The sequence below is a fragment of the Gordonia caeni genome, assembly GCF_039537105.1.
Classification (GTDB): domain Bacteria; phylum Actinomycetota; class Actinomycetes; order Mycobacteriales; family Mycobacteriaceae; genus Gordonia; species Gordonia caeni.
On sequence record NZ_BAAAZW010000007.1, the window covers coordinates 80,531 to 101,879 of the forward strand.

The 21,349-nt window shown below is 70.0% G+C and carries 21 protein-coding genes and 1 riboswitch; of the genes, 15 read left to right on the forward strand and 6 right to left on the reverse strand.

The genetic code is table 11. The features are described 5' to 3' along the window. The first annotated feature begins 17 nt into the window (after window positions 1–17). Window positions 18–1,112 (forward strand): anthranilate phosphoribosyltransferase, encoded by a 1,095-nt coding sequence (trpD, locus tag ABD732_RS12730; protein ID WP_344784256.1) that lies wholly within the window; start codon window positions 18–20, stop codon window positions 1,110–1,112. A 5-nt stretch (window positions 1,113–1,117) separates the two neighbouring features. Here trpD and ABD732_RS12735 read toward each other — a convergent pair whose 3' ends face one another. Further along, entirely contained in the window at window positions 1,118–1,957 is an 840-nt protein-coding gene (locus ABD732_RS12735; protein WP_344784258.1) for a helix-turn-helix domain-containing protein, read from the reverse strand. Between the two features lie 76 nt (window positions 1,958–2,033). Here ABD732_RS12735 and ABD732_RS12740 point away from each other — a divergent pair, with 76 nt between their 5' ends. Continuing rightward, window positions 2,034–2,561, forward strand: a complete 528-nt coding sequence (locus tag ABD732_RS12740) for a VOC family protein (protein WP_344784260.1) — start codon at window positions 2,034–2,036, stop codon at window positions 2,559–2,561. A 50-nt stretch (window positions 2,562–2,611) separates the two neighbouring features. Here the strand turns inward: ABD732_RS12740 and ABD732_RS12745 are convergent, their stop codons facing one another. Further along, window positions 2,612–2,887, reverse strand: coding sequence for an Lrp/AsnC family transcriptional regulator (locus ABD732_RS12745; protein ID WP_344784262.1), 276 nt, complete (start codon window positions 2,885–2,887; stop codon window positions 2,612–2,614). A gap of 9 nt (window positions 2,888–2,896) precedes the next feature. Continuing rightward, window positions 2,897–4,711 carry a DEDD exonuclease domain-containing protein gene (locus tag ABD732_RS12750; RefSeq protein ID WP_344784264.1) on the reverse strand — a complete coding sequence of 605 codons (1,815 nt, stop codon included), beginning with the start codon at window positions 4,709–4,711 and terminating at the stop codon, window positions 2,897–2,899. A 551-nt stretch (window positions 4,712–5,262) separates the two neighbouring features. Next, window positions 5,263–5,440, forward strand: a riboswitch (cyclic di-AMP (ydaO/yuaA leader). A 17-nt stretch (window positions 5,441–5,457) separates the two neighbouring features. On the opposite strand from ABD732_RS12750, the gene ABD732_RS12755 reads away from it, so the two are divergent. From ABD732_RS12755 to ABD732_RS12770, 4 genes are all read left to right on the forward strand, one after another. Beyond that, complete coding sequence (locus tag ABD732_RS12755; protein ID WP_344784266.1) at window positions 5,458–6,033, forward strand: C40 family peptidase; 576 nt, start codon at window positions 5,458–5,460, stop codon at window positions 6,031–6,033. 90 nt (window positions 6,034–6,123) lie between these two features. Continuing rightward, entirely contained in the window at window positions 6,124–7,176 is a 1,053-nt protein-coding gene (locus ABD732_RS12760; protein ID WP_344784268.1) for a C40 family peptidase, read from the forward strand. 1 nt (window position 7,177) lies between these two features. After that, a complete protein-coding gene (locus ABD732_RS12765; RefSeq protein WP_344784270.1) occupies window positions 7,178–8,776 on the forward strand; it encodes a peptidase MA family metallohydrolase in 1,599 nt (532 codons plus the stop codon). Then, entirely contained in the window at window positions 8,776–9,894 is a 1,119-nt protein-coding gene (locus tag ABD732_RS12770; RefSeq protein ID WP_344784272.1) for a glycosyltransferase family 4 protein, read from the forward strand. The genes ABD732_RS12765 and ABD732_RS12770 overlap by 1 nt, the downstream gene beginning before the upstream one ends. A 30-nt stretch (window positions 9,895–9,924) precedes the next feature. Here the strand turns inward: ABD732_RS12770 and ABD732_RS12775 are convergent, their stop codons facing one another. Next, window positions 9,925–11,733, reverse strand: a complete 1,809-nt coding sequence (locus ABD732_RS12775) for an AMP-dependent synthetase/ligase (RefSeq protein ID WP_344784275.1) — start codon at window positions 11,731–11,733, stop codon at window positions 9,925–9,927. 85 nt (window positions 11,734–11,818) lie between these two features. On the opposite strand from ABD732_RS12775, the gene ABD732_RS12780 reads away from it, so the two are divergent. The 6 genes from ABD732_RS12780 (at window position 11,819) to ABD732_RS12805 (ending at window position 16,222) form a co-directional block, all read left to right on the forward strand. After that, window positions 11,819–12,283, forward strand: coding sequence for a hypothetical protein (locus ABD732_RS12780; protein ID WP_344784563.1), 465 nt, complete (start codon window positions 11,819–11,821; stop codon window positions 12,281–12,283). Next, the gene (locus tag ABD732_RS12785; protein WP_344784277.1) at window positions 12,276–12,713 is read left to right on the forward strand and encodes an SRPBCC family protein; all 438 of its coding nucleotides are present in this window, start codon (window positions 12,276–12,278) and stop codon (window positions 12,711–12,713) included. Before ABD732_RS12780 ends, ABD732_RS12785 begins: the two co-directional genes overlap by 8 nt. 20 nt (window positions 12,714–12,733) lie before the next feature. Beyond that, on the forward strand, window positions 12,734–13,936 hold the full coding sequence (locus tag ABD732_RS12790) for an ArsA family ATPase (RefSeq protein WP_344784565.1): 1,203 nt from the start codon (window positions 12,734–12,736) through the stop codon (window positions 13,934–13,936). A gap of 130 nt (window positions 13,937–14,066) precedes the next feature. Then, window positions 14,067–14,417 carry a hypothetical protein gene (locus tag ABD732_RS12795; RefSeq protein ID WP_344784279.1) on the forward strand — a complete coding sequence of 117 codons (351 nt, stop codon included), beginning with the start codon at window positions 14,067–14,069 and terminating at the stop codon, window positions 14,415–14,417. A gap of 15 nt (window positions 14,418–14,432) precedes the next feature. Next, window positions 14,433–15,437, forward strand: coding sequence for an ROK family protein (locus tag ABD732_RS12800; RefSeq protein WP_344784281.1), 1,005 nt, complete (start codon window positions 14,433–14,435; stop codon window positions 15,435–15,437). Between the two features lie 68 nt (window positions 15,438–15,505). After that, entirely contained in the window at window positions 15,506–16,222 is a 717-nt protein-coding gene (locus ABD732_RS12805) for a lysophospholipid acyltransferase family protein (RefSeq protein ID WP_344784283.1), read from the forward strand. Between the two features lie 20 nt (window positions 16,223–16,242). On the opposite strand, the gene ABD732_RS12810 is transcribed toward ABD732_RS12805, so the two are convergent. Beyond that, the gene (locus tag ABD732_RS12810; protein ID WP_344784286.1) at window positions 16,243–17,571 is read right to left on the reverse strand and encodes a glycosyltransferase 87 family protein; all 1,329 of its coding nucleotides are present in this window, start codon (window positions 17,569–17,571) and stop codon (window positions 16,243–16,245) included. 79 nt (window positions 17,572–17,650) lie between these two features. Between ABD732_RS12810 and ABD732_RS12815 the strand changes: the two genes are divergently transcribed. Then, a complete protein-coding gene (locus ABD732_RS12815; RefSeq protein ID WP_344784288.1) occupies window positions 17,651–18,136 on the forward strand; it encodes a polyadenylate-specific 3'-exoribonuclease AS in 486 nt (161 codons plus the stop codon). A 42-nt stretch (window positions 18,137–18,178) separates the two neighbouring features. Beyond that, on the forward strand, window positions 18,179–19,573 hold the full coding sequence (locus tag ABD732_RS12820) for a class II 3-deoxy-7-phosphoheptulonate synthase (protein ID WP_344784291.1): 1,395 nt from the start codon (window positions 18,179–18,181) through the stop codon (window positions 19,571–19,573). Between the two features lie 31 nt (window positions 19,574–19,604). On the opposite strand, the gene ABD732_RS12825 is transcribed toward ABD732_RS12820, so the two are convergent. Beyond that, window positions 19,605–20,855, reverse strand: a complete 1,251-nt coding sequence (locus ABD732_RS12825) for a protein kinase domain-containing protein (protein ID WP_344784293.1) — start codon at window positions 20,853–20,855, stop codon at window positions 19,605–19,607. A 124-nt stretch (window positions 20,856–20,979) separates the two neighbouring features. Here ABD732_RS12825 and ABD732_RS12830 point away from each other — a divergent pair, with 124 nt between their 5' ends. Continuing rightward, window positions 20,980–21,348: an Rv2175c family DNA-binding protein gene (locus tag ABD732_RS12830; RefSeq protein WP_344784295.1), complete on the forward strand. Its 369-nt coding sequence runs from the start codon at window positions 20,980–20,982 to the stop codon at window positions 21,346–21,348. Window position 21,349 lies beyond the last annotated feature (1 nt).

The following is a 21,349-nucleotide window of genomic DNA, read 5'->3' on the forward strand; positions in this document are numbered from 1 at the left end:
GTCGCTAGTCTGGCGGGGTGACTTCCCCGAATTCCGCTCAGCAACCCGTTTCGCAGCCGGATGTCGAACTCACCTGGCCGGCCGTTCTGGGCAAGGTGACCGACGGTATCGATCTGACGGTGGGCGAGGCCGCGTGGGCGATGCGGGAGATCATGTCCGATTCGGCGACGGGTGCACAGATCGCGGCCTTCGGCGTGGGGGTCAAGATGAAGGGCGCCGCCCCGGACGAGCTGCGCGGCCTGGCCGACACCATGCTCGCGCTGGCGAACCGGGTGAGCACCACCGGCGACGCCGTCGACATCGTCGGCACGGGGGGCGACCGCTCGCACACGGTCAACATCTCGACCATGACGTCGATCGTGGTGTCCGCGGCCGGAGTGCCGGTGATCAAGCACGGAAACCGCGCGGCGTCCTCGAAGAGCGGCGGTGCCGACGTCCTCGAAGCGCTGGGGGTGGCCATCACGCTCGGCCCACCGGCGGTGGAGCGATGCTTGCGCGAGGTGGGGATCGGCTTCTGCTTCGCCCCGGTCTTCCATCCGGCCTTCCGCTTCACCGGCCCGCCCCGCAAACAGATCGGCATCCCGACCGTCTTCAACGTCCTCGGTCCGCTGACCAACCCGGCAGCGCCGCCGGCCGGGCTGATCGGTTGTGCTTTCGCCGAGCTGGCTCCGACGCTGGCGAAGACCTTCGCCGACCGCGGCAACCGCGTGCTGGTGGTGCGCGGCGACGACGGTCTCGACGAGTTGACCACCACGACCACCTCGACGGTCTGGCAGGTGGTCGACGGCCAGGTGCGCGAGCTCAGCGTCGACCCGAGCGACCTCGGGATCTCGACGGTGGAGCTTGCGGCGCTGCAGGGCGGGGACGCGGAGGTCAACGCGCAGATCGCGCGGGACCTGTTCGCCGGCGCGACCGGCCCGGTGCGCGATGCGGTGTCGCTCAACGCCGCCGCCGCTCTGGTGGCCTTCGAGCAGGACCGGTTGTACACGCAGGACGAGTTCACCGCGGCCCTGCGTGCGGCTCGAGAGCGGGTCGCCGAGGTTCTGGATTCGGGTGCGGCCGCGTCTCGCCTGGCCGATTGGGCGCGACTGAGCACCTCGCTCGCGGACTGACGCCTTCACCGTCCGGAGCACTCCGCGCCCGGAACTCCCTTCGTGTTCGCCGGCGGATCGTCGGCGTCGCGGCGGAGGACTTCTCGGTACTCGCTGGGGCTGACACCCAGGACCTTGCGGAACTCCCGGCTCAGATGGGCGTGATCGGTGTAGCCCAGGTCGACGGCGATGTCGGCGAGCGAGCGGGTCTCCGCTGACCTCACCCGGTCGGCGGCCTCCTGGATCCGGCGGCGCTGGAGCAGCGTCAGCGGCGACAGCCCGATGTATCGGCGGGTGAGTCTCTGCAGCGTGCGCACCGCGACGCCGACGCGCTCGGCCAGCGCGGCGACATCGGGCGGCGGTTGAGGGGCCTCGACCGCCGCGATCACGCGATTGGCCAGCAGTGCCTCGGGGTCCGGCTCGGGCGTGCCCTGACAGAGCCAGTCGGCCACCGCCGCGGCGCCCGCGTGCGGGCTGCTCGCGGGATCGGCCCGGCGGACGCCGTCGAGGAGTTCCGGCGCCGCGAAGTCGGTGACGCGGTCGACACAGCTCGCGGCATCGCCGGTGAGCAGCGGGGTCGCGGCGGGCCACAGCAGTGCGCCCACCCCGAATCCGCGGCCGTGCAGGTCGCGGTGGGAGATCCGAGTGGTGGGGCCGGAGAGCAGGACGCCGTGGTCTGTGACGACCAGGTTGAATGCGGGGAAGGCGATCAGGTCCTGCCGGGCGTGCTCGCCCGGCGGCAGATTCCAGCGGGAGATCCAGTACCAGCGGACCAGATGACTCTCACCCGGGCCCGGGGGCAGCCGGACCAGGTCGGGGAGCCGGTCCGGGCGCAACACGCCCCGGCCGTTCGGTTCGCGGTCCACGGCTTCAGGATACGGCGCACGACATCTGTCGCGTTTCGACAAGCCCGCACGGCGGCTGCCGTCCGACGATGGAGGAATGAGCACAGACGACATCACGATGCAGACCACGGCGACGACGGCGATCGCCGCGGACGGCCCGCACACCGTCGCCGGCCGGCCCCGCGGATTCACCTCCCTCACACCGTTTCTGGCGCTGCCAGATCCGGCGGGAGCACTCGCCTTCTATCGGGACGTCTTCGGTGCGCAGTGCGTGTCGGTGACCGAGTTCGGCGGCGCGGTGGCACACGCTGAACTCGACTTCGGCTGCGGCCGGCTGCAACTGGGGATCCCGTCCCCGGACTACGGCCTCGTCGCACCACCCGCCGGGGACACCGCCTGCTACTCGCTGTCCCTGTACTGCCCCGACGTCGACGCGCTGCTGGAGCGGGCGGTGGCAGCGGGGGCGACGGTCCGCGAGCCTGTCGCCGACTTCGTCTCCGGCGACCGGTATGCGAGCGTCCGGGATCCGTTCGGGGTGCGCTGGTCGTTGATGACGCGGGTGGAAGACCTCAGCGACGCCGAGAGTGCGGCGCGCGTGGCCGAGTGGGCGGCTGCGCAGTCGTAGGTGAAGAAATCGTCGGGCCTCGACTTCGCTCGACCGCCTGACGCGGGAGGCTACTCGCCGATGGAGAAGCCGCCCTCCACCTCCGAACTGGAGTAGCTGCGGAAGGCGATGTGCGTCGCGCTGTGGCGAACGCCCGGCAGCCGGTTGATCTTGCCCGTGACCACGTCGGCGATCTCGTCGTGGTCACGCACCCGCACCTTGGCGATCAGGTCGACGTCACCGGCGCACGAGTACACCTCGGTGACACCGGGGATGTCGGCGACGGCCTGGGCGGTCTCCGGGATCTGGTGGATGTCGGCTCCGATGAGGACGATGGCAGTGATCATGCCCCGAGCCTAAACGAGCGCCGGACGGCGGCGCGGGGTCTCCGGCACCGGTGCCGCCGACTCGCGGGCCTCGCGGGCGACGAACGAGAAGTCCAGGTGCCGCTGCGCGGAACCGAGCGGTGACCACAGTTCGCCGCTGACCGACACCAGGCGCGTGCCGGGTTCGGTGAGCCACCGGGCGATCAGGCCCACTTCCTCCGCCGGTGCCCCGGACAGCGGCCCGGCGTCCCGGTCCGGGGGCAGGACGGTCTGGGCGCCGGCCACCAGCGCGTCCACCACGGGCATCGGCGGCACACCCCGGGCGGCACAGCCGGCACCGGCGAGCCGCCCGTAGCGGACGACGGCGAACTCCCAGCCGCCGTCGGCGGCTCGGCGGGCCAGCACCAGTTCTTCGAGGCCGGCGACGGCGGACAGGCGCTGGCAGCGGGCGAGTGCGTCGATGGTCGCGGCCAGCCGGTCCCGTGCCCGGGCGGCCGACTCGAAGCGGCGCGACTCGGCGAGGCTGCGCAGCCTCGCCTGCAAGGCGATCAGCAGGTCGTCGGAGCGTCCGAGGATCAGGTCGTGCGCGGCCTGCACCCGCGGCAGGTAGTCCGGCAGGGTCTGCGGGCGATCACTGGCCGCACGACAGGCACCCGGCAGCGCTGTCACGAGCGGATCGGGCAGTGTCGCGGCCGCGGACCGGCCGGGGCAGTAGTGATGGTCGGCGCGACCGAGGGAAGCGGTGCAGGTGCGCAGACCCGCCGCCCCGGCGATCACGTCGGCGATGTCGGTGGCGACACCGCGCTGGGAGATCGGGCCCAGAGACACCCCGTTCGGGCGGCGCGCGACCTTGAGCCGGGGGAAGCGCTCGGCGGACAGATTGATCCACCACCCGCGGTGCGCACTGCGGGACCGCCGGTTGTAGGACGGCTTGTGCACGGCGAGCAGGGTGAGCTCCCGCACCCCGGCCTCCAGCCCGTGGGCGCACTCGATGTGGTCGACCCGCACGGCCAGGTTCACCATCTCGGTGATCCGCGTGCGCGGGTCCGCGCCGCTGAAGTAGCCGGACACGCGACGGTGGAGGTTCACCGCGGTACCTATATAAAGGACCTCCTCGCCGGGCCCGCGGAAGATGTAGACGCCCGGGCGGTGCGGAAGACCGTCGGCGAGTGAGCGCTTGGCCCGCATGGCCGGCGTCGCACGGGGGAGATAGCGGGTCAGATCGCGGTAGGTGCGGACACCTTGGTTGCCGACCCGCTCGAGCAGATTGTGGAAGACCTCGACGGTGGCGCGCGCATCGTCGAGGGCGCGGTGCGTCGGAGTGACCGAGACCGCGAACAACTCGGCGAGCGCACTGAGCTTGACGGTGGGCGCCTCCTGGCGGGTCAGTACCCGCCGTGCCATCACGACCGTGCACAGCGCCGCCGGGAACGGCCAGGGCCGATGCTGCCGGGCGGCGGCCCGCTTGAGGAAGCCGACGTCGAACCGGGCGTTGTGGGCGACGAGGATCGCGCCGCGGGCGAACTCGAAGAATGCCGGGAGCACCTCTTCTATCCGAGGCGCGTCGTGGACCATCGCCGTGGTGATTCCGGTGAGGGAGACGATCTGCGGCGGGATCGCGCGGCCGGGGTCGACCAGGGTGGCGAACTCGCCGAGCACTTCGCCGCCGCGGATCTTGACCGCGCCGATCTCGGTGATGGCGTCACGGTCGGCGCTGCCGCCGGTGGTCTCCAGATCGACCACCACGAGGGTGGTGTCGTACAGGGCGGCGGTGGCGAAGGCCTCGTCGTCGGGCAGGTCGGCGAAGCTCAGCTGCTGCTCGGCGTCGGCAGGATTCCCGGACATGCTCCGCACACTAGTTCGAAGGTCGGACAAACGGGCGGCGACGCTCCGCGGCCCCGAGATGTCGGAGGTGCTCCATAGTCTGCACTCCAGGTTGAGCCTTCCGGCCCGGCCGTCGGCGCGAAGGCCGTCGTCCACCACGCCTTTTCGCCACCATCGGAGTGAATGAGAGGTAGATCACAATGCTTATCGACTGCGCGACCTGTCCGGCCCGGAATCGGGCCTGCGACGGCTGCCTGATGCAGGTCCTTTTCGCCCCTTCGACCAGGGACTACGGTCCTGACACCCAGTTCGGGGACGTCGACCCCGAGATGGTCGATGCGGTGGATGTGTTGGCCGCCACAGCGTTGATATCGCCGGCCGCCGCGAAGGCTGCGAAAAGTGACATCGTCGCTGGTCAGACTGTGGCCGGCCGAGTGGGTGTGCAATACCTGCGAGCGGTCTGACCGCACCGGCGCGACAGGCCCGACATCCGTTCGGTGGACATTGGGCACGCAGGTTTCGTAATCTTTCCGAGACCTTCCAAGACGGAGGCCCCCACCTGGGGGACTTCAGGAAGGACACCGCCTAATCGCACTCCTGCATAAGGGGAGCGAACCGGGGACCCACTTCCTCCAGAGTGTGGCGTCATGCTGCGCCCTGGATCGGGGTGAATCGCGGGTGAAACCGCGTAGGGCCATCTCTTCCGGCCCGAACCCGACAGCTAACCCGGTCGGCGGTCAGGGAGAACTTTAAGGAGAACCGTTTCCGTGGCGAAACACCGTATGGAACAGCCCCGTGGCGCCGCCAAGGCCGCCAAGACCGCAGTGATCGCCGGCTCCATCGCCGTCGGCTCGCTCGCGCTTGCCGCCGGCCCGGCCGACGCCGCGCCGATCTCGATCCCCGGAGTGGGTGACTTCGAGGTCCCGGGTGTGAACGACAACCAGATCCCGAACGAGCTCAAGCAGGGCGGCAACAAGCAGGGCGGCATCCTGCAGCCGACGCGTGCCCAGAAGGCGCTGCGCGCTGCTGAGTCGAAGATCGGATCGCCCTACTCCTACGGTGCCGCCGGCCCGAACGCTTTCGACTGCTCCGGCCTGGTCTTCTGGTCCTACAAGCAGGCCGGCAAGACCATCCCGCGTGACAGCTACGGTCAGCTCGGCGGCGGTCAGCCGGTCGCTTCGCTCGCCGCGGCCAAGCCCGGCGACGTCCTGATCTTCAACGGTGGCGGTCACGCCGGCATCTACGCAGGCAACGGACAGTTCGTTCACTCCTCGACCTACGGCGTCCCGGTGAAGCGCGACAAGGTCAAGGCCTGGTCGCTTACCGGAATCCGCCGCTACTGAGCGGTAGAAGATCTACGCTGATGTGACCGGACGAGCCGTGCGCGAGAGGCGCGCGGCTCGTCCTGGTGCCGGTAGGGAATTGTTGAACTGATGCGCACGTCTGGTTTCTTCCGCCGCGGTTCGCGGCGTGCACTCTCGGTCGCCACGGTGATCGCCACCGCGGCGACTCTGGCGATCGCTCAACCGGCCGTCACGCAGGCGGAACCGGTCCGCAACGCGCAGCAGGTGCTGACCCGGTACAAGCAGCTGTCGATCAAGGCCGAGAAGTCGGCCGAGGCGATGAACCAGGCGCAGGCGGACTACGACAAGCAGCGCAAAGTCGTGACCCAGCAGCGCAAGGCGGCCGCCGCCGCGCAGACTCGCCTGACCAAGGCGAACAAGCAGATGAACGATTCGCAGGTGAAGGTCGACGCCCTCGCGCGCGCCAGCTACCGCGGTGCCCGCGTCAACCGTCTGTACGCGATGCTGGTCAGTGATTCGCCGCAGAACCTGCTGGACAACATGTCCGACCTCGAGGTGATCTCCCGCCAGGCGGCGTCGGACCTGCGCTCCCTCAAGAAGACCGCCGACGAGGCGACCAATGCCAAGAAGACCGCCGAGCAGGCGGCCACCGCAGCCGCGTCCGCGGTGAAGGATGCCGAGCGCAAGCGCGGCGACCTGCAGGCCAAGCAGGCCGAACTGCAGCTCGAAGCGGTCAGCGTCCGCGCCGTCTACGAGTCGATGACCGGTAAACAGCTCGCTGCGCTACGCGGACCGAAGTACAACTTCGACCCGAAGGCGGTGCCGAAGGGCACCTCGCCGGCCATGGTCGCGGTGCACGCCGCGCTCACCCGGATCGGCGACCCGTACGTGTGGGGCGCCACCGGTCCCGACAAGTTCGACTGCTCGGGTTTGATGGTGTGGGCCTACAAGCAGGCGGGTAAGACGCTGCCGCGCACCAGCGAAGCGCAGATGGGCGGCGGCACCCCCGTGGACCGCAAGGACCTCAAGCCCGGCGACCTGATCATCTACTACCCGGATGCCCATCACGTCGGCTTGTACGTCGGCGACGGCTACGTGATCCACGCGTCGACCTTCGGCGTTCCGGTCGCGGTGGTCCCGATCGATAAGGGCGGCCCCTTCAACTCGGCACGACGGTACTGACTTGCGCGGCGCCGACCGGGTGGGTCCGGCACGTCGCAGCCAGCCGATAGGGCGCCGATCTCTGCTCGGCACCGGCCTCGCACTGACCGTGCTCCTCGGTGGCGTCACCGCCTGTGGCTCGGACGAACCGACCTCCGCCCCGGCGCCGTCGTCCTCTATCTTCACCACGCCTCCCAGCGTCTACGAAGAGCAACGTGCCGAAGGTGTGTCCGCCCTGCTGGATTCCCTGACGAAGGCGTTGACCAGCGGGAAACGCGACCAGCTCGATGCCCTGATCGATCCGCTGGCCACCCGCGACTTCCGGGACTCGCTGTACCAGGCGCAAGAGGATCTCGGCCCGACTCCGGCGTCGTCGCGCGCGGAGCCGTCGCAGCCGACGACGTCCGAGCCGACCTCCGCCGATCGTGACGCACCGGACCGCGGAGCCGACGATTCCGCCGTCGCGACGCCGTCGAGCAGGCGACCGGGGGCCTCCGCCACGCACAGTGCGCCGCCGCCCGCCTCGCGCGGGGGCAATCTGGTGCTGCGCACCCTGGACTATCGCCTCGCCGTCAACACCGGCGCGGACCGGCTGATCGGCGGTGCTCTCGGGGTGAAGCTGTCCGAGGCCGGAAGTTCGGACTCCTGGGTCTCCGCGGTGAAACTGACCTACGCGCTCGGCGGCACCGCCCGGCCGGGGGTGGACGAGCCGGTGATCGAGTTGCCTCAGGTTCTGGCGTTCTCCCGCTACGGCGACGAGTGGAAGCTGCTCGGCGACGGTTCGCTGGCGCCGGACCCCGACGCGGACCCGGACGAGCCGACTCGGCCCCCGGAACTCGCGCCGTGGGCGTTCGGCGGTCTGCGCGCAGCCGATGTGCGGACCGCGGGCGGCACCTCGGCGGTGTTGTCGTATCCGGGGACCGATCGAACGGTCACCAGAGTCCGCCGTCAGCTGACCCCGGCAGTGGCCGCGGTCAGCGACTTCTGGGGCGACGACTGGCCCCGTCGCGCCGTGGTGATGACCGCCGGCAGCGAGGAGCAGTTCGCCGGCTTCACGCGCACGGAGCCGGGGACGACCAAGGCGGCTGCGGCCGCGACCGTGTTCTCCAAGATCGACCGCGGCGCCCGCGCCGTCGTGGGGCAGCGCATCGTGCTGTCGCCGGCGGCCGGTCAGCTCTCCGAGTCCGGAGTGGCGGTGATCTTGCGGCACGAGCTGTTCCACGTCGCCACCCGCATCGAGACCGCCGAGGATGCCCCGCTGTGGCTGGTCGAGGGGGTCGCCGAGTACGTCGGGCGCCGGGGGAGCGACGCCGGCGTGACCGACGTGGCCCCCGACCTGGCGGTGCAGGTGGCGTCCGGCCGGCTTCCCGACGAACTGCCCGCCGACTCCGCCTTCGCCGTCGACAACGACACGGCGCGACTGGCCTACCAGACCGCGTGGTCGTTCGCGGCCTTCGTCGCCGACCGGTACGACGAGGAGCGGTTGCGCAGGATGTATCTGGCGGTGGCACAGGGCGGCGACACCGCCGCCACCACGAAGGCTCTGGAGCAGTCGCTCGGCGCCGACCGGGACGAGCTGATCGACCAGTGGCGGTCGTGGCTGCGGCGCGAGGTGCGCTGATGAGGCGCACGCTGCTGCTCACCAACGACTTTCCGCCCCGTCCCGGCGGCATCCAGTCCTACCTGGAGAATCTGGTGGGGCATCTGCCGCCCGACGACGTGGTGGTCTACGCCCCGCGCTGGAAGGGCTGCGAAGCCTACGACGCCGCCGCGCCCTACCGGATCGTCCGGCACCCGACCACCCTGATGCTGCCCGGTCCCGCCGTGGCTCGCCGCGCCGCGAAACTGGTGCGCGAGAACGACATCCAGACCGTCTGGTTCGGTGCCGCGGCTCCGCTGGCGGTACTCGGTCCCGTGCTGCGCCGGGCCGGCGCCGAGCGGATCGTGGCGAGCACGCACGGTCACGAGGTCGGCTGGTCCATGCTGCCCGGTGCCCGCCAGGTGCTGCGCATCATCGGTTACACAGCCGACGTTGTCACCTTCGTCAGCCGGTACACCCGCGGACGTTTCGCCTCGGCCTTCGGGCGTTGGGGTGCCCTCGAGTATCTGCCGTGCGGCGTGGACGTGGACCGCTTCGCTCCGGATCCCGTTGCCCGGGAAGAGCTTCGGAACCGCTATGGCCTCGGTCAGATGCCCGTGGTGGTGTGCCTGTCACGGCTGGTACCGCGCAAGGGGCAGGACGTGCTGATCACAGCGATGCCGCAACTGATCGACGCGGTGCCCGACGTGCACCTGGTGATCGTGGGCGGTGGACCGTACGGGGACCACCTGAAGTCGCTGGCCGAGAAGACCGGGGTGGCCGACCGGGTGAGGTTCACGGGCACCGTTCCCGCGACCGAACTGCCTGCGCACCACGCGATGGCCGATGTCTTCGCGATGCCGACGCGCACGCGCGGCGGCGGCCTGGACGTGGAGGGTCTGGGGATCGTATTCCTGGAGGCCTCTGCCTCCGGGGTGCCGGTGGTGGCCGGTGATTCGGGCGGCGCGCCGGAGACCGTGGTCGACGGTGAGACCGGCGTCGTGGTCGACGGCCGCGACGCCGGCGCCGTCGCCGATGCCGTCATCGATCTGTTGCGCGACCCGCAGCGGGCCGCCGCGATGGGCGCGGCCGGCCGACGCTGGACGGTCGACAACTGGCAGTGGCGCCACCAGGCTGCCCGACTGCAACAACTGCTCTGACCCGCGCCGGTGGGCGCGGGCCGGACGCGGTCAGTGCCCGTAGATCTTGTCGATGTGGTAGCCGTGCTTGTCCGCGACCACTTTGCGCTTGACCTTGAGGGTGGGAGTCAGCTCGCCGGTCTCCTCGGTGAAGTCGTTGCGCAGGATGCGGAACTTCTTGATCCCTTCGGCGTGCGAGACGGTCGCGTTGGCCTCGTCGACGGCCGCCTGCAGTTCGGCGTGCAGATCCGCGTCCTTGACCAGATCGGCCATGCTGGTCGACGGATCCTTGCCGTTGCGCTCCAGCCAGTCCGGGATCAGTTCGGCGTCCAGGGTCAGCAGCGCGCCGATGAACGGCTGCTGATCGCCGATCACCATGGCCTGGGAGATCATCGGGTGCGCCCGCATGATGTCCTCCATCGGTGCGGGGGAGACGTTCTTGCCGCCGGCGGTGACGATGATCTCCTTCTTGCGGCCGGTGATCTTGATGTAGCCGTCCTCGTCGATCGACCCCAGGTCGCCGGTGTGGAACCACCCGTCGGTGATGGCCTCGGCCGTCGCCTCGTCGTTCTGCCAATAGCCGCCGAAGACCACGGTGCCGCTCAGTAGCACTTCACCGTCGTCGGCGATGCGCGCGGCGTTGCCCGGGAGGGGACGACCGACGGTGCCCATGCGGACGTGGCTCGGGGTGTTGACGGCGACCGCCGCGGTGGTCTCGGTGAGGCCGTAACCCTCGTACACCGGGATGCCGACGCCGCGGAAGAAGTGCCCCAGACGGGCGCCGAGCGGCGCACCACCGGAGATCGCCAGCTCGCACTGGCTGCCGAGGGCGGCCTTGAGTTTGGAGTAGACCAGGCGGTCGTACAGCTTGTGGCGCAGCCCCAGCAGAGTGCCGACCGATCCGGTTTCGGTGGCCTGGGAGTAGGCGATCGCGGTGCTCGCGGCACGATCGAAGATCTTGCCCTTCACCACGCTGTCGTCGTAGGCCTTCTGTCGGGCGGAGTTGTAGACCTTCTCGAACACGCGCGGCACCGACAGGATCAGTGACGGGCGGAAGACCTCGAAGGTGGGCAGCAGGTTCTTGATGTCGGCGGTGTAGCCGACCGCCACCTTCGCCTCGATCGCCACGAGGTTGATCGCACGCGCCAGCACGTGGGCCATCGGCAGGAACAGCAGCAGACGCTTGCCTTCGCCGAGCAGCTCGCTGAGCGAGGTGTCCAGGACGCCGCCGATCTCCCCGAGCATGTTGGAGTGGTAGAGCATGACGCCCTTGGGGCGCCCGGTGGTCCCCGAGGTGTAGATGAGGGTGGCGGGGGAGTCGGCCTTCAGGGAACGGCGCCGTGCCTCCAGTTCCGCATCGGTCACGTCGGCGCCGACGGCGGTCAGGTGCTCTTCCAGGCTGGGGCCCTCGGCGGGATCGATGGTGAAGACCATGGTGGCCGCGGTGACGTGGCTGACGTCGTCGAGCAGCTTCCGCTTGGCCTCGGTCTCGACGATGATGCCGACGGCGGACGAGTCCTCCATGATCCAGTCGATCTGGGGCGCCGCGGACGAATCGTAGATCGGGACCGGCGTGGCGCCGGTGCTCCAGATCGCGAAGTCGAGCAGGGTCCACTCCAGCCGGGTGGCGGACAACAGAGCCACCCGGTCACCCGGATTGACGCCCGAGGCGATCAGACCCTTGGCGAGTGCGCGGACCCGGTCGGCGGCCTCCTGCGCGGTGATGGGCAGCCAGTCGCTGCCGGCCTGCTCGAGGAAGACCGTTCGCCCGGGCTCTGCGGCGGCGGCGTCGAACAGGACGTCCGTCGCATTCCGCTCCGGCGGGATCGTGAACTGTGCGGGGACGCGGCATTCGGCCATGGGGCAGACAACCTTCCGGTGAATATGTAGTGCTACTCAATCAATCCTCGGCAGTCTATCGCCAGCACCGGTGGTGCAGATCGAGATGGGCGGCTTTCGCCGCCGGAGCCCGGTGTGTGATGCTAGTGAGGTGACGACCATCCAGGTGGCTGACGAGACCTTTGTGGCCGCAGCACCCTCTGCGGCCGGTGCCGTGGTGAACGATCGTGCGCGGTGGCGCCGGTGGTTCGGCGATCTGCGTCTCGAGGTGGTCGAGGAGCGTGGGAACGCCGGCGTGCGCTGGCGGGTGGACGGTCCGATCACCGGCACGATGGAGATCTGGTGCGAAGAGGTGCTCGACGGTTTCGTCCTGCACTACTACCTCCACGCCGAACCCGCCAGGGGACTGCCCGCGGACCCCGCCGCAGCCATGGGCGAGGCGGCCGCGCTCAACAAGGCGCGCCGGGTGGCCGGCAAGGAGATGTCCTTCGAGGTGAAAGCATTGCTGGAAGGTGAACGTGAGGTCGGCGGTCCGGCCGCGCCGGACACGGAGGCGGTGGGTCTTGGCTGACCACACTGAACGGTCCGTCGTCGTCGGCGCCGACGTCGGCGCCATCATGGATGTCATCGCCGATTTCGACGCCTACCCGGAGTGGGTGACCGCGGCACGGGTGGTCACGGTCCTGGATCGGGACGAGGCCGGCCGCGGCCGGCGAGTCCGGTTCGAACTGGACGCGGGTGTCCTCACCGACACCTATGTGCTCGACTACGACTGGGCCGCCGACGGCACCGAAGTGTCCTGGCAACTCGAGTCCAGCGACCTGCAGCGCGATCAGCGCGGCTCCTATCGGCTCAATCAGCAGGTGCCGGGGTCGACCAAGGTGACGTACACGCTCACCGTCGACCTGAAGATCCCCATGATCAGCCAGCTGAAACGGCGCGCGGAGAAGGCGATCACCGACGCCGCACTCCTCGATCTCAAGAAGAGGGTCGAAGGCTGATCGATCTGGCGCCCCTCCATCTGGTGCTCGGGCCCGGTGGCTCGGGAGTTTCCGCGCTCGCCGCATCCGGAGCCCTGGCAATGGCCGATGCGGCCCGACCGGCACGGCGCGGCGGCCCCCTCGCGCTCACGGGCACCGGCGGCACCCTGCTGGTGACCGTCGACCCGCGTTCGCCGCTGCCGCAGCGACTCGGGGTCTTCCGGGTACCGGGCGAACCGGTGGCGGCCACCGCCGAACTGGATCTGCTGCACTTGGATCCGCTGGCCGTAGTGGAGCGCGGATGGTCGGATTTCACCGCGGCGCTCGGTGCAGTCGGGGCCGGGCGCAACCTGCTGCCGGTGATCGGTACCGTCGCCGGGATCGACGCCGGCGAGCTCACCGGACTTCCCGGCGGCCAGGACTTCCTGCTGCTGCGCGCCATCCGCGATGCCGCGACCTCCGGCCGCTGGCAGCGGGTGGTGGTGGACCTGTCCGGGGCCGGAGACCCCTATGCGCTGCTGCGGGTGCCGACCGTCTTGGGGGCGGCGATCGAACGCCTCTGGCCGCGTCACCGGCGCTTGGCCGAGGCCTCCGAGAAGCCCGCCCTGGCTCAACTGGCCGCCGCGGTGGACGCCGTGGCGCGCGACTGTCAGGACCTGGCCGAACTGATCGGCGACCCCAGCGGCGTCGCGGTGCATCTGGTGGTGTCCGGCGGGGCGCGTGGTGTCACCGGTGCGCCCGACCACCTGGCGATCGCGGAGGTGATGGGCTTGCCGTTGCGGTCGGTGCTCGTGAACTCGGGCCCCGGGGCGCTGCCCACCGCGGACGCGGTGACCGCGGCCCGAGCGGTGCTGGGACCCGAAGCGGGAGCGGCGGTCTCGGTGCGGACCGTCGAAGCCCAGGCCGTCGAGCCCGCGCGGCTGTCGCAGCTGCGCAAGCTCGGTGTCACGCTGCCCGCCCCCAACGGCCGTGCCCGCGGATCGGCGGCGCCCTCCGTCGCCCACCTCGGGGGCGAAGGTCTGGAGGCGGAGTACCAGCTCAGCTGGCGGCAGAGTCTGCCCGACCCGAACGACCTCGCTCTGGGCCGGTCCGGGGACGATCTGCTGGTGACGGTGGCCGGCTTCCGCCAGCCCGTACCGCTGCCGTCGGTGCTGCGCCGCTGCCGGGTGAGCGGCGCCGATTGGAACGGCACCGAGCTGATCGTACGGTTCCGGCCGGATCCGGCCGTGTGGCCTCAGCGCTGACGTCGTTCCCGCTGCGAGTCCGCGGCCGGGGCCTTCTGCCCGGGGTCGCCCGCCGACCCGAGGATGCTTTCGCGTCGCGGCGACGGGTAACCTGTGATATCCGCCAGACGACGAGGAGACGCGCCGACCGATGACCGACGATGATCAGGGAAACAGTACCGGAGACGCCGCAGGCGATCCGGTCGGTGCCCTGCTGCTCGGTTTCGCGGCGCAGATCGACCAGCTGGCGGCCCTGATCGGCGGCAGCCGCACCCCCGGGGAGATACCGGGCGCCGGATCGCAGCTGACCGGTCTGGTCGAGGAGGTCGGCGGCCTACTCGTCGAGCTCGGCGATCTGCTGGCCCGCCTGCTGAGCGCGTTCATCGCCATCCTGGAGGCGATCGCCGAGATGCTGCGGTCACCGTCCGGCGAGCCGTCGGCCACCGCTTCACCGTTCGAGGCCATTCCCGTCCGGATCACCTCGACTCCGGCGCATCCGTGACAGGCTGACATTGAGATGAGCACTTCGGCGAACGATCTGACGATCGGCATCGACATCGGCGGCACCAGTGTGCGCGCCGCGGTGGTCGATGGACACGGAAGTATGCTCGACACCCTGCGGGCGGCCACCCCGCCGACTGCGGCCGCGCTGGAACACTGCCTGGACCGCCTGGTCGCCGAACTCCGGGACCGCTGGGCCGTACAGGCCGTCGGCCTCGCGATCGCCGGCTTCCTGTCGCCGGACTGCCGAACGGTCCGCTTCGCCCCGCACCTGGCCTGGCGGGAGGCCGCCGTGCCGGCCGAGATGTCGGCGCGCGTCGGGCTGCCGGTGTTCGCCGAGCACGATGCGAACTCGGCGGCGCTCGCGGAACTGCACTTCGGTGCCGCCGCGCGCGGCCACAACACCCTGGTGCTGGCGCTGGGCACCGGAATCGGCGCCGGCATGCTGATGGGCGGGCAGATCTACCGGGGCAGTTTCGGCGTGGCACCGGAACTCGGGCACGTGGTGGTGATTCCCGAGGGGCGTCCGTGCAGTTGCGGCAAACGAGGATGTCTCGAAAGATATTGCAGCGGAACAGGTCTGGTCGACACGGTGATCGAGCTGCTGGCTCAGAGCGAATCGGGGCACTCGGTGCTGGCCGCCGAGTCCGCGGCCGATCCGGGATCGCTGACCGGGCGCCGGGTGGCAGCCGCAGCCGCCGAGGGCGATCCGATCGCCGTCGCGGCCTTCGCCAGTCTGGCGCATTGGCTGGGGCAGGGCATGGCGATGATCGCCGATGTCTTCGACCCCGACCTGATCGTCATCGCCGGCGGACTGGGGACGGCCTCGGGGCTGTACCTCGACGAGGCGCGCGAGCATTACGCGTCCATGGTGACCGGTGCCGGACACCGGCAGCTGGCGCGCATCCGGCCCACGCAGCTGGGGGAGAGCGCGGGTGTGATCGGCGCGGCCCAGGTGGCTCGGATGGGACTGGCGGCCGGCTCCGAACCTGCGGCGGCCCTCGCCCGCACGGCGCAGTAGAGTGATCATCCAAACCGGCGATCCGGCTGCACCGGACGCTCGGTCGCCGCGGAGGGAGCAGAACTGAGATGTGGTACTACCTCTTCAAGTATGTGCTGATGGGGCCGTTGCTGTGGCTGATGGGCCGTCCCAAGGTGGAGGGCCTGGAGAACATTCCGAAGGACGGGTCGGCGTTGCTCGCCAGCAACCATCTCGCCGTGGTCGACAGCTTCTACCTGCCGCTGATGGTGCCGCGCCGGATCTTCTTCCTGGCCAAGAGCGAGTACTTCACCGAGCCGGGCCCCAAGGGCCGCTTCAAGAAGTGGTTCTTCAGCTCGTCCGGGCAGATCCCGATCGACCGCTCCGGAGCGAGCGCCGCCGCGGGGGCGCTGTCGGCGGGCAAACGCGTCCTGGACGCGGGCGGTCTGCTGTGCCTGTACCCCGAGGGCACCCGCTCCCCGGACGGGCGCCTGTACAAGGGAAAGACGGGCCTGGCGCGCATGGCGCTGGAGACCGGCAACCAGGTGATCCCGGTCGCGATGATCGACACCGACCGCATCAATCCGCCCGGCACCGTGCTGCCGCGGCCCACCCGCCTGACCGTCCGCATCGGCAAGCCTCTGGACTTCTCCCGCTACGAGGGCATGGCCGGTAACCGATTCATCGAGCGCGCGGTGACCGACGAGATCATGTACTCGCTGATGCGACTGAGCGGGCAGCAATACGTCGACATCTACGCCGCCAGTCTCAAAGACACGTCCCCGACCGACTCGCCGGCACCTGAGGCCGACGGCACCGCCGCCTGAGCCTTCGCCGTACGCGGGGTTCAGTCCACCGCCGCAGCGGCACCGTCCGGAACGGGCGCGGCGGCGTTGCGGAAAGGCTTGAGCCACAACAGGATCAGGAACGCAAGACCCCATAGTAGGTAAGCGTTGCCGATCACCTGCTGCCACCACACCCACGCGTTCACGTCGGCCGGCATCAACTGGAACGGGCCGATCGCGAACACCGGAACGCCCAGGACGGCCAGCGCGCCGTACAGCCGCGAGGTCCAGCGCTCCCGGGAGGCGACGGCGATGACGGTGCAGACCAGGATCGCCGGAAGTGCCCAGACCCAATGGTGGGCCCAGGTGGTCGGTGCGATCACCAGACCCCACAGGGCGATGGCGCACGCCGCGGCCACGGCGTTGACGTCGTCGCGCTGAGTCGGGTTCGGGGCGAAGGCGCGGACCGGGCTCGTGCGCCAGACCGCCGCGGCGGCAAGGACGGTCACGACGATCCCCGACAGCACCCAAGCCGCCGGGGCGGCGGGATTGTCGGCACCGAACAGGCGCAGCCAGAAGGCGTTCAGGTTCTGGTTGATCGGTCCCTGCGGCAAGCCGATGCGGCCGGTGTGAAAGAGGGTGTGCGTCCAATAGGTGAGCGAATCGGACGGCAGCCAGGCGACGGCGATCACCGCGGCCAGGACGAAGGTGATCACCCCGGTGAGGACCGCCCGCCATTTGGCGCCCGCCGCGAAGACGGCGAGGAAGACCAGCGGTGTCAGCTTGATCGCCGAAGCGAGACCGGTGAGGGCGCCCCGCAGGACGTTCCCCGGATCACCCGGCCGGCGGCCCACGACGAAGAGGTCGACCACGATCAGCGTCATCAGGATGATGTTGATCTGGCCGAAGCTGATCGTCATTCCGAACGGATTGCACCAGACGACGCCGGCGGAGATCCACAGGGCGATCAGCACGCGATTCGCGGCCGAGCCCACGTGCAGCATGCGGAGGAGGATCACTGTCACGTAGAGCAGGCAGGCGGCGCTCACGATGGAGACACCGATCCCGGCCACCCCCAGCGGGATCGCGCCCAGCGGGGTGAAGAGCATGGCGGCGAACGGCGGATAGGTGAACGGCAGCCAGATCCCGTCGGTGGTGAACGGCAGCGATCCCTCCGCGTACAGGCTGATGCCCTGGTGCCACAGCTGTCCGCCGAGACGGTAGACGTCCAGATCGAATCGGGTCCGCGTGCCGAAGCTGGAGGTGCCCGGCACACCGACGATCTGCAGGGTCGCCGAGGCGACGAAGACCAGGCCGGCCATGGCCCAGGCGAGCACCCCGGGCCGCCAGCGGCGCAGGCTGGTCGCCGTCGTGCGCGCGTGCGGGGACATGGCGTCAAAGGTACGTGATCGACCCGCGCCTCCATGCGCGGTGTGGCCGCGTCGGGCGCGTGGTGGATAATCGGGTGCCGTGCGCTATTTCTACGACTGCGAGTTCATCGAGGACGGCACCACGATCGAGCTCGTGTCGATCGGCGTCGTCGCCGAGGACGGCCGCGAGTTCTACGCGGTGTCCACCGAATTCGATCCCGACCGTGCCGGGCCGTGGGTGCGGGCGAACGTCCTGGACAAGCTGCCCTCACCGGCCGACAAGTCCTGGCGCAGCCGCCGGCAGATCCGCGACGACCTCCTGGCCTTCCTGACCGCTGGATCGGGCGAAGTGGAGCTGTGGGCCTGGGTGGGTGCCTACGACCACGTGGTGCTGTGCCAGCTGTGGGGCGCCATGCCCGCGCTGCCCCGCGAACTGCCGCGGTTCACCCGAGAGCTCCGGCAGCACTGGGAGGCGGCGGGCAGCCCCGCCCTCCCGGCCACGAGCAAGGATGCGCACAGCGCGCTGGTGGATGCCCGGCAGAACCTGCTGCGCTGGCAGGCGATCGAGGCGGCCGCGGACCGGTGACCGGCTGACCGCGGCGCGGCCGCACACGATACTGTGGATCCCGTGGTGAACTGGACCGTAGACGTGCCGATCGACGAACTGCCGGAGCTGCCTCCGCTGCCCGGAAAGCTCGCCGCACAGTTCGAGGACGTGCTGTCGAGGCCCGCTCTGCAGCAGCCGAGCTGGCCGGTCGAGGAGGCCGGTCGGATCCGCACGGTGCTCGAGAGCGTGCCGCCGATCTGCATGCCTTCGGAGGTGGAGAGTCTCCAGCGTCAGCTGGCCGACGTGGCTGAGGGCCGCGCCTTCCTGCTGCAGGGCGGCGACTGCGCCGAGACCTTCGCGGCCAACACCGAACCGCACATCAAGGCGAACATCCGCACCCTGCTCCAAATGGCGGTGGTGCTCACCTACGGCGCCAGCCTCCCGGTGGTGAAGGTGGCCCGGATCGCCGGTCAGTACGCGAAGCCGCGTTCGTCGGACACCGATGCGCTGGGCCTGCTCAGCTACCGCGGGGATATGGTCAACGGCCTCGAACCGAACGATGACGCCCGCGTGCACGATCCGTCCCGGCTGGTGCGCGCCTACGCCAACGCGGCCGCCGCGATGAACCTGGTGCGCGCCCTGACCGGCTCGGAGGCACGCCTGGCGCGCGTGCACGACTGGAATCGCGAGTTCGTGCGGACCTCACCGGCCGGAGCCCGCTACGAGGCCCTCGCCGCCGAGATCGACCGCGGCCTGCGTTTCATGGATGCCTGCGGCGTCAACGACTCCAGCCTGGAGTCGGCGTCGATCTTCGCCTCGCACGAGGCCCTGGTGATGGACTACGAACGTGCCATGCTGCGGCTGGCCGACGACCCGCTCGGCGGTGACGACCCGGTCCTGTACGACCTGTCGGCGCACTTCCTGTGGATCGGCGAGCGCACCCGCCAGCTCGACGGCGCACACGTGGCGCTGGCCAAGATGATCGCCAATCCGATCGGCGTCAAGATCGGCCCCACCACCACGCCCGAGCAGGCCGTGGAGTACGTGAAGACGCTGGACCCGGACAACCGCCCCGGCCGCCTCACTCTGGTCTCGCGCATGGGCAACGACAAGGTGCGCGAAGTGCTCCCGGCGATCATCGCGGCCGTCCAGGACACCGGACACAAGGTCGTGTGGCAGTGCGACCCGATGCACGGGAACACCCACACCGCCTCCAACGGCTTCAAGACGCGGCACTTCGATCGCGTGGTGGACGAGGTGCAGGGCTTCTTCGAGGTCCACCACGCGCTCGGCACCCATCCCGGCGGCGTCCACATCGAGCTGACCGGCGAAGACGTGACCGAGTGTCTCGGTGGCGCCCAGGACATCTCGGATCTGGATCTGAGCGGCCGTTACGAGACCGCGTGCGATCCGCGCCTCAACACTCAGCAGTCGCTGGAGCTGGCCTTCCTGGTCGCGGAGATGCTGCGCGGTTGATCCGTTCGCCGGTGCGCGGACCGGGGCGGTTTCAGGGCGCCCACGATTGGCCCAACCCCCATCCGCCGAGGGCGACCAGCACCGCCATCAGCACGACTATCAGCACCCATGCCGCGGCGACCACGGTGCTGCCGGTGTGCGGCGTATCGACGATGCCGGGACCGAGGGGCTCGTCGTCGGGATGATCGCCGTAGTAGTCGTCGTCTCCCTCGTATTCGTGGCCCCCGTATTCGTGGCCCCCGTATTCGTGGCCCCCGTACTCGTGGCCCTCGTATCCGTCGTGGTCGGGAAGGTTCAGATCGTCCCGATGGTCCGGCTCGCCGTGCGGTGACGGACCGTCGTCGTACCGTGGCCGGTCGGCCGGGGCCACCGGGCGCGCGATCGCCGAGGTGACCCGTGCCGAGGCCTGGCTCGGGGCGGGGACGGTGAACGGCGGCAGTCCGAGGTCGTCGATCGCGTCGAGCAGGGCGTGCTGCATCGCGAAGCCGTCGCGATAGCGGTGCGCCGGATCGCGCTCGGTGGCGCGCAGGACGATCTCGTCGATCTGCGGCGGGATCCCGGCTATCACGTCGCCGGGGGCGGGGACGTCGTAGGTGAGGCGCTGATAGGCCAGCGCCAGCGGAGTGGCGCCGCGGAACGGCTGACGGCCGGTGAGCAGTTCGAAGAACAGCACGCCGGCCGAGTAGACGTCGCTGCGCGCATCGATCTCGGTGGAGCTGACCTGCTCGGGCGACAGATAGGCGGCCGTGCCGAGGATGATGCTGGCGGAGGTGACGCCCGCCTCCGACACGGCGCGCACCAGGCCGAAATCGGCGACCTTCACGTCCCCGGTGTCGGAGATCAGGACGTTCTCGGGTTTGACGTCGCGGTGGACCAGTCCCGCGCGGTGGGCGGTGCCGAGACCGCCGAGCGTGGGGATCCCGACGGCGGCGACGGCGTGCGGAGGCATCGGGCCGCGCTCGCGCAGCAACTCGCGCAGGCTGCCGCCGCGAACCAGCTCCATCACCAGGAAGGCGATGTTGTCGTCGATGCTCTGGTCGTGCACCGAGACCAGTCCCGGATGGCTCAGTCCGGCGACCGCGCGCGCCTCGAACTCGAAGCGGCGCAAGAACTGCGGGTCGCCGACGTACCGCGCATCCATCACCTTGACCGCCACGCGCCGCCCCAGCCGCAGATCGGTGCCGACGTACACCGACGACATGCCGCCCCGCGCGATGGGGGCGTCGATGCGATAGCGGCGCTCCAGGACCCGGCCCAGGAGCGGATCGTCGGGAGTGGTCACGCACGTGAATCTACCGTGACGACGGCGCGGAATCGGTGAGCCGTGCACCCCCTCGGGTGTCGGCGGGCCCGGCGCGCCGCAGGGGAGGCGGATGAGCACGCGGCGTCCGGTATCGTCAGCACCCGTGAGTTCTCTCCCGCTGTCCATCGGCATTCTTCCCGACGACGCCGAGGTGCTCAGCCTCGATCAGGCGGCCGACCGCCTGGGCGTCTCGCCCAACCGCGTCCGGACGCTGATCCGCGACCACAACCTGTTGGCGGCCTCCCGGGGCGGCGAACCGGTGATCCCGCTGCTGTTCTTCGGCGACGACGGCGGGCTGGCCAAGCACTTCGAGGGTCTGGTGACGATCCTGCTGGACGGCGGCTACACGCGCGACGACGCACTGGGCTGGTTCTTCACCGTCCACGACGATCTGGGCATGCATCCGGCGCAGGCGCTGCACACGCACTCGGCCCGCGAGGTGATCCGGCGGGGGCAGGCTCAGGCCTTTTGAC

Excerpts from the sequence above, each read along its gene's own strand:
- ABD732_RS12740 (WP_344784260.1), top strand. The coding sequence starts at position 2,034 with ATGAGCACAGACGACATCACGATGCAGACCACGGCGACGACGGCGATC.
- ABD732_RS12745 (WP_344784262.1), bottom strand. The coding sequence starts at position 2,887 with ATGATCACTGCCATCGTCCTCATCGGAGCCGACATCCACCAGATCCCG.
- ABD732_RS12750 (WP_344784264.1), bottom strand. The coding sequence starts at position 4,711 with ATGTCCGGGAATCCTGCCGACGCCGAGCAGCAGCTGAGCTTCGCCGAC.
- ABD732_RS12760 (WP_344784268.1), top strand. The coding sequence starts at position 6,124 with ATGCGCACGTCTGGTTTCTTCCGCCGCGGTTCGCGGCGTGCACTCTCG.
- ABD732_RS12770 (WP_344784272.1), top strand. The coding sequence starts at position 8,776 with ATGAGGCGCACGCTGCTGCTCACCAACGACTTTCCGCCCCGTCCCGGC.
- ABD732_RS12775 (WP_344784275.1), bottom strand. The coding sequence starts at position 11,733 with ATGGCCGAATGCCGCGTCCCCGCACAGTTCACGATCCCGCCGGAGCGG.
- ABD732_RS12780 (WP_344784563.1), top strand. The coding sequence starts at position 11,819 with ATGGGCGGCTTTCGCCGCCGGAGCCCGGTGTGTGATGCTAGTGAGGTG.
- ABD732_RS12795 (WP_344784279.1), top strand. The coding sequence starts at position 14,067 with ATGACCGACGATGATCAGGGAAACAGTACCGGAGACGCCGCAGGCGAT.
- ABD732_RS12800 (WP_344784281.1), top strand. The coding sequence starts at position 14,433 with ATGAGCACTTCGGCGAACGATCTGACGATCGGCATCGACATCGGCGGC.
- ABD732_RS12805 (WP_344784283.1), top strand. The coding sequence starts at position 15,506 with ATGTGGTACTACCTCTTCAAGTATGTGCTGATGGGGCCGTTGCTGTGG.
- ABD732_RS12810 (WP_344784286.1), bottom strand. The coding sequence starts at position 17,571 with ATGTCCCCGCACGCGCGCACGACGGCGACCAGCCTGCGCCGCTGGCGG.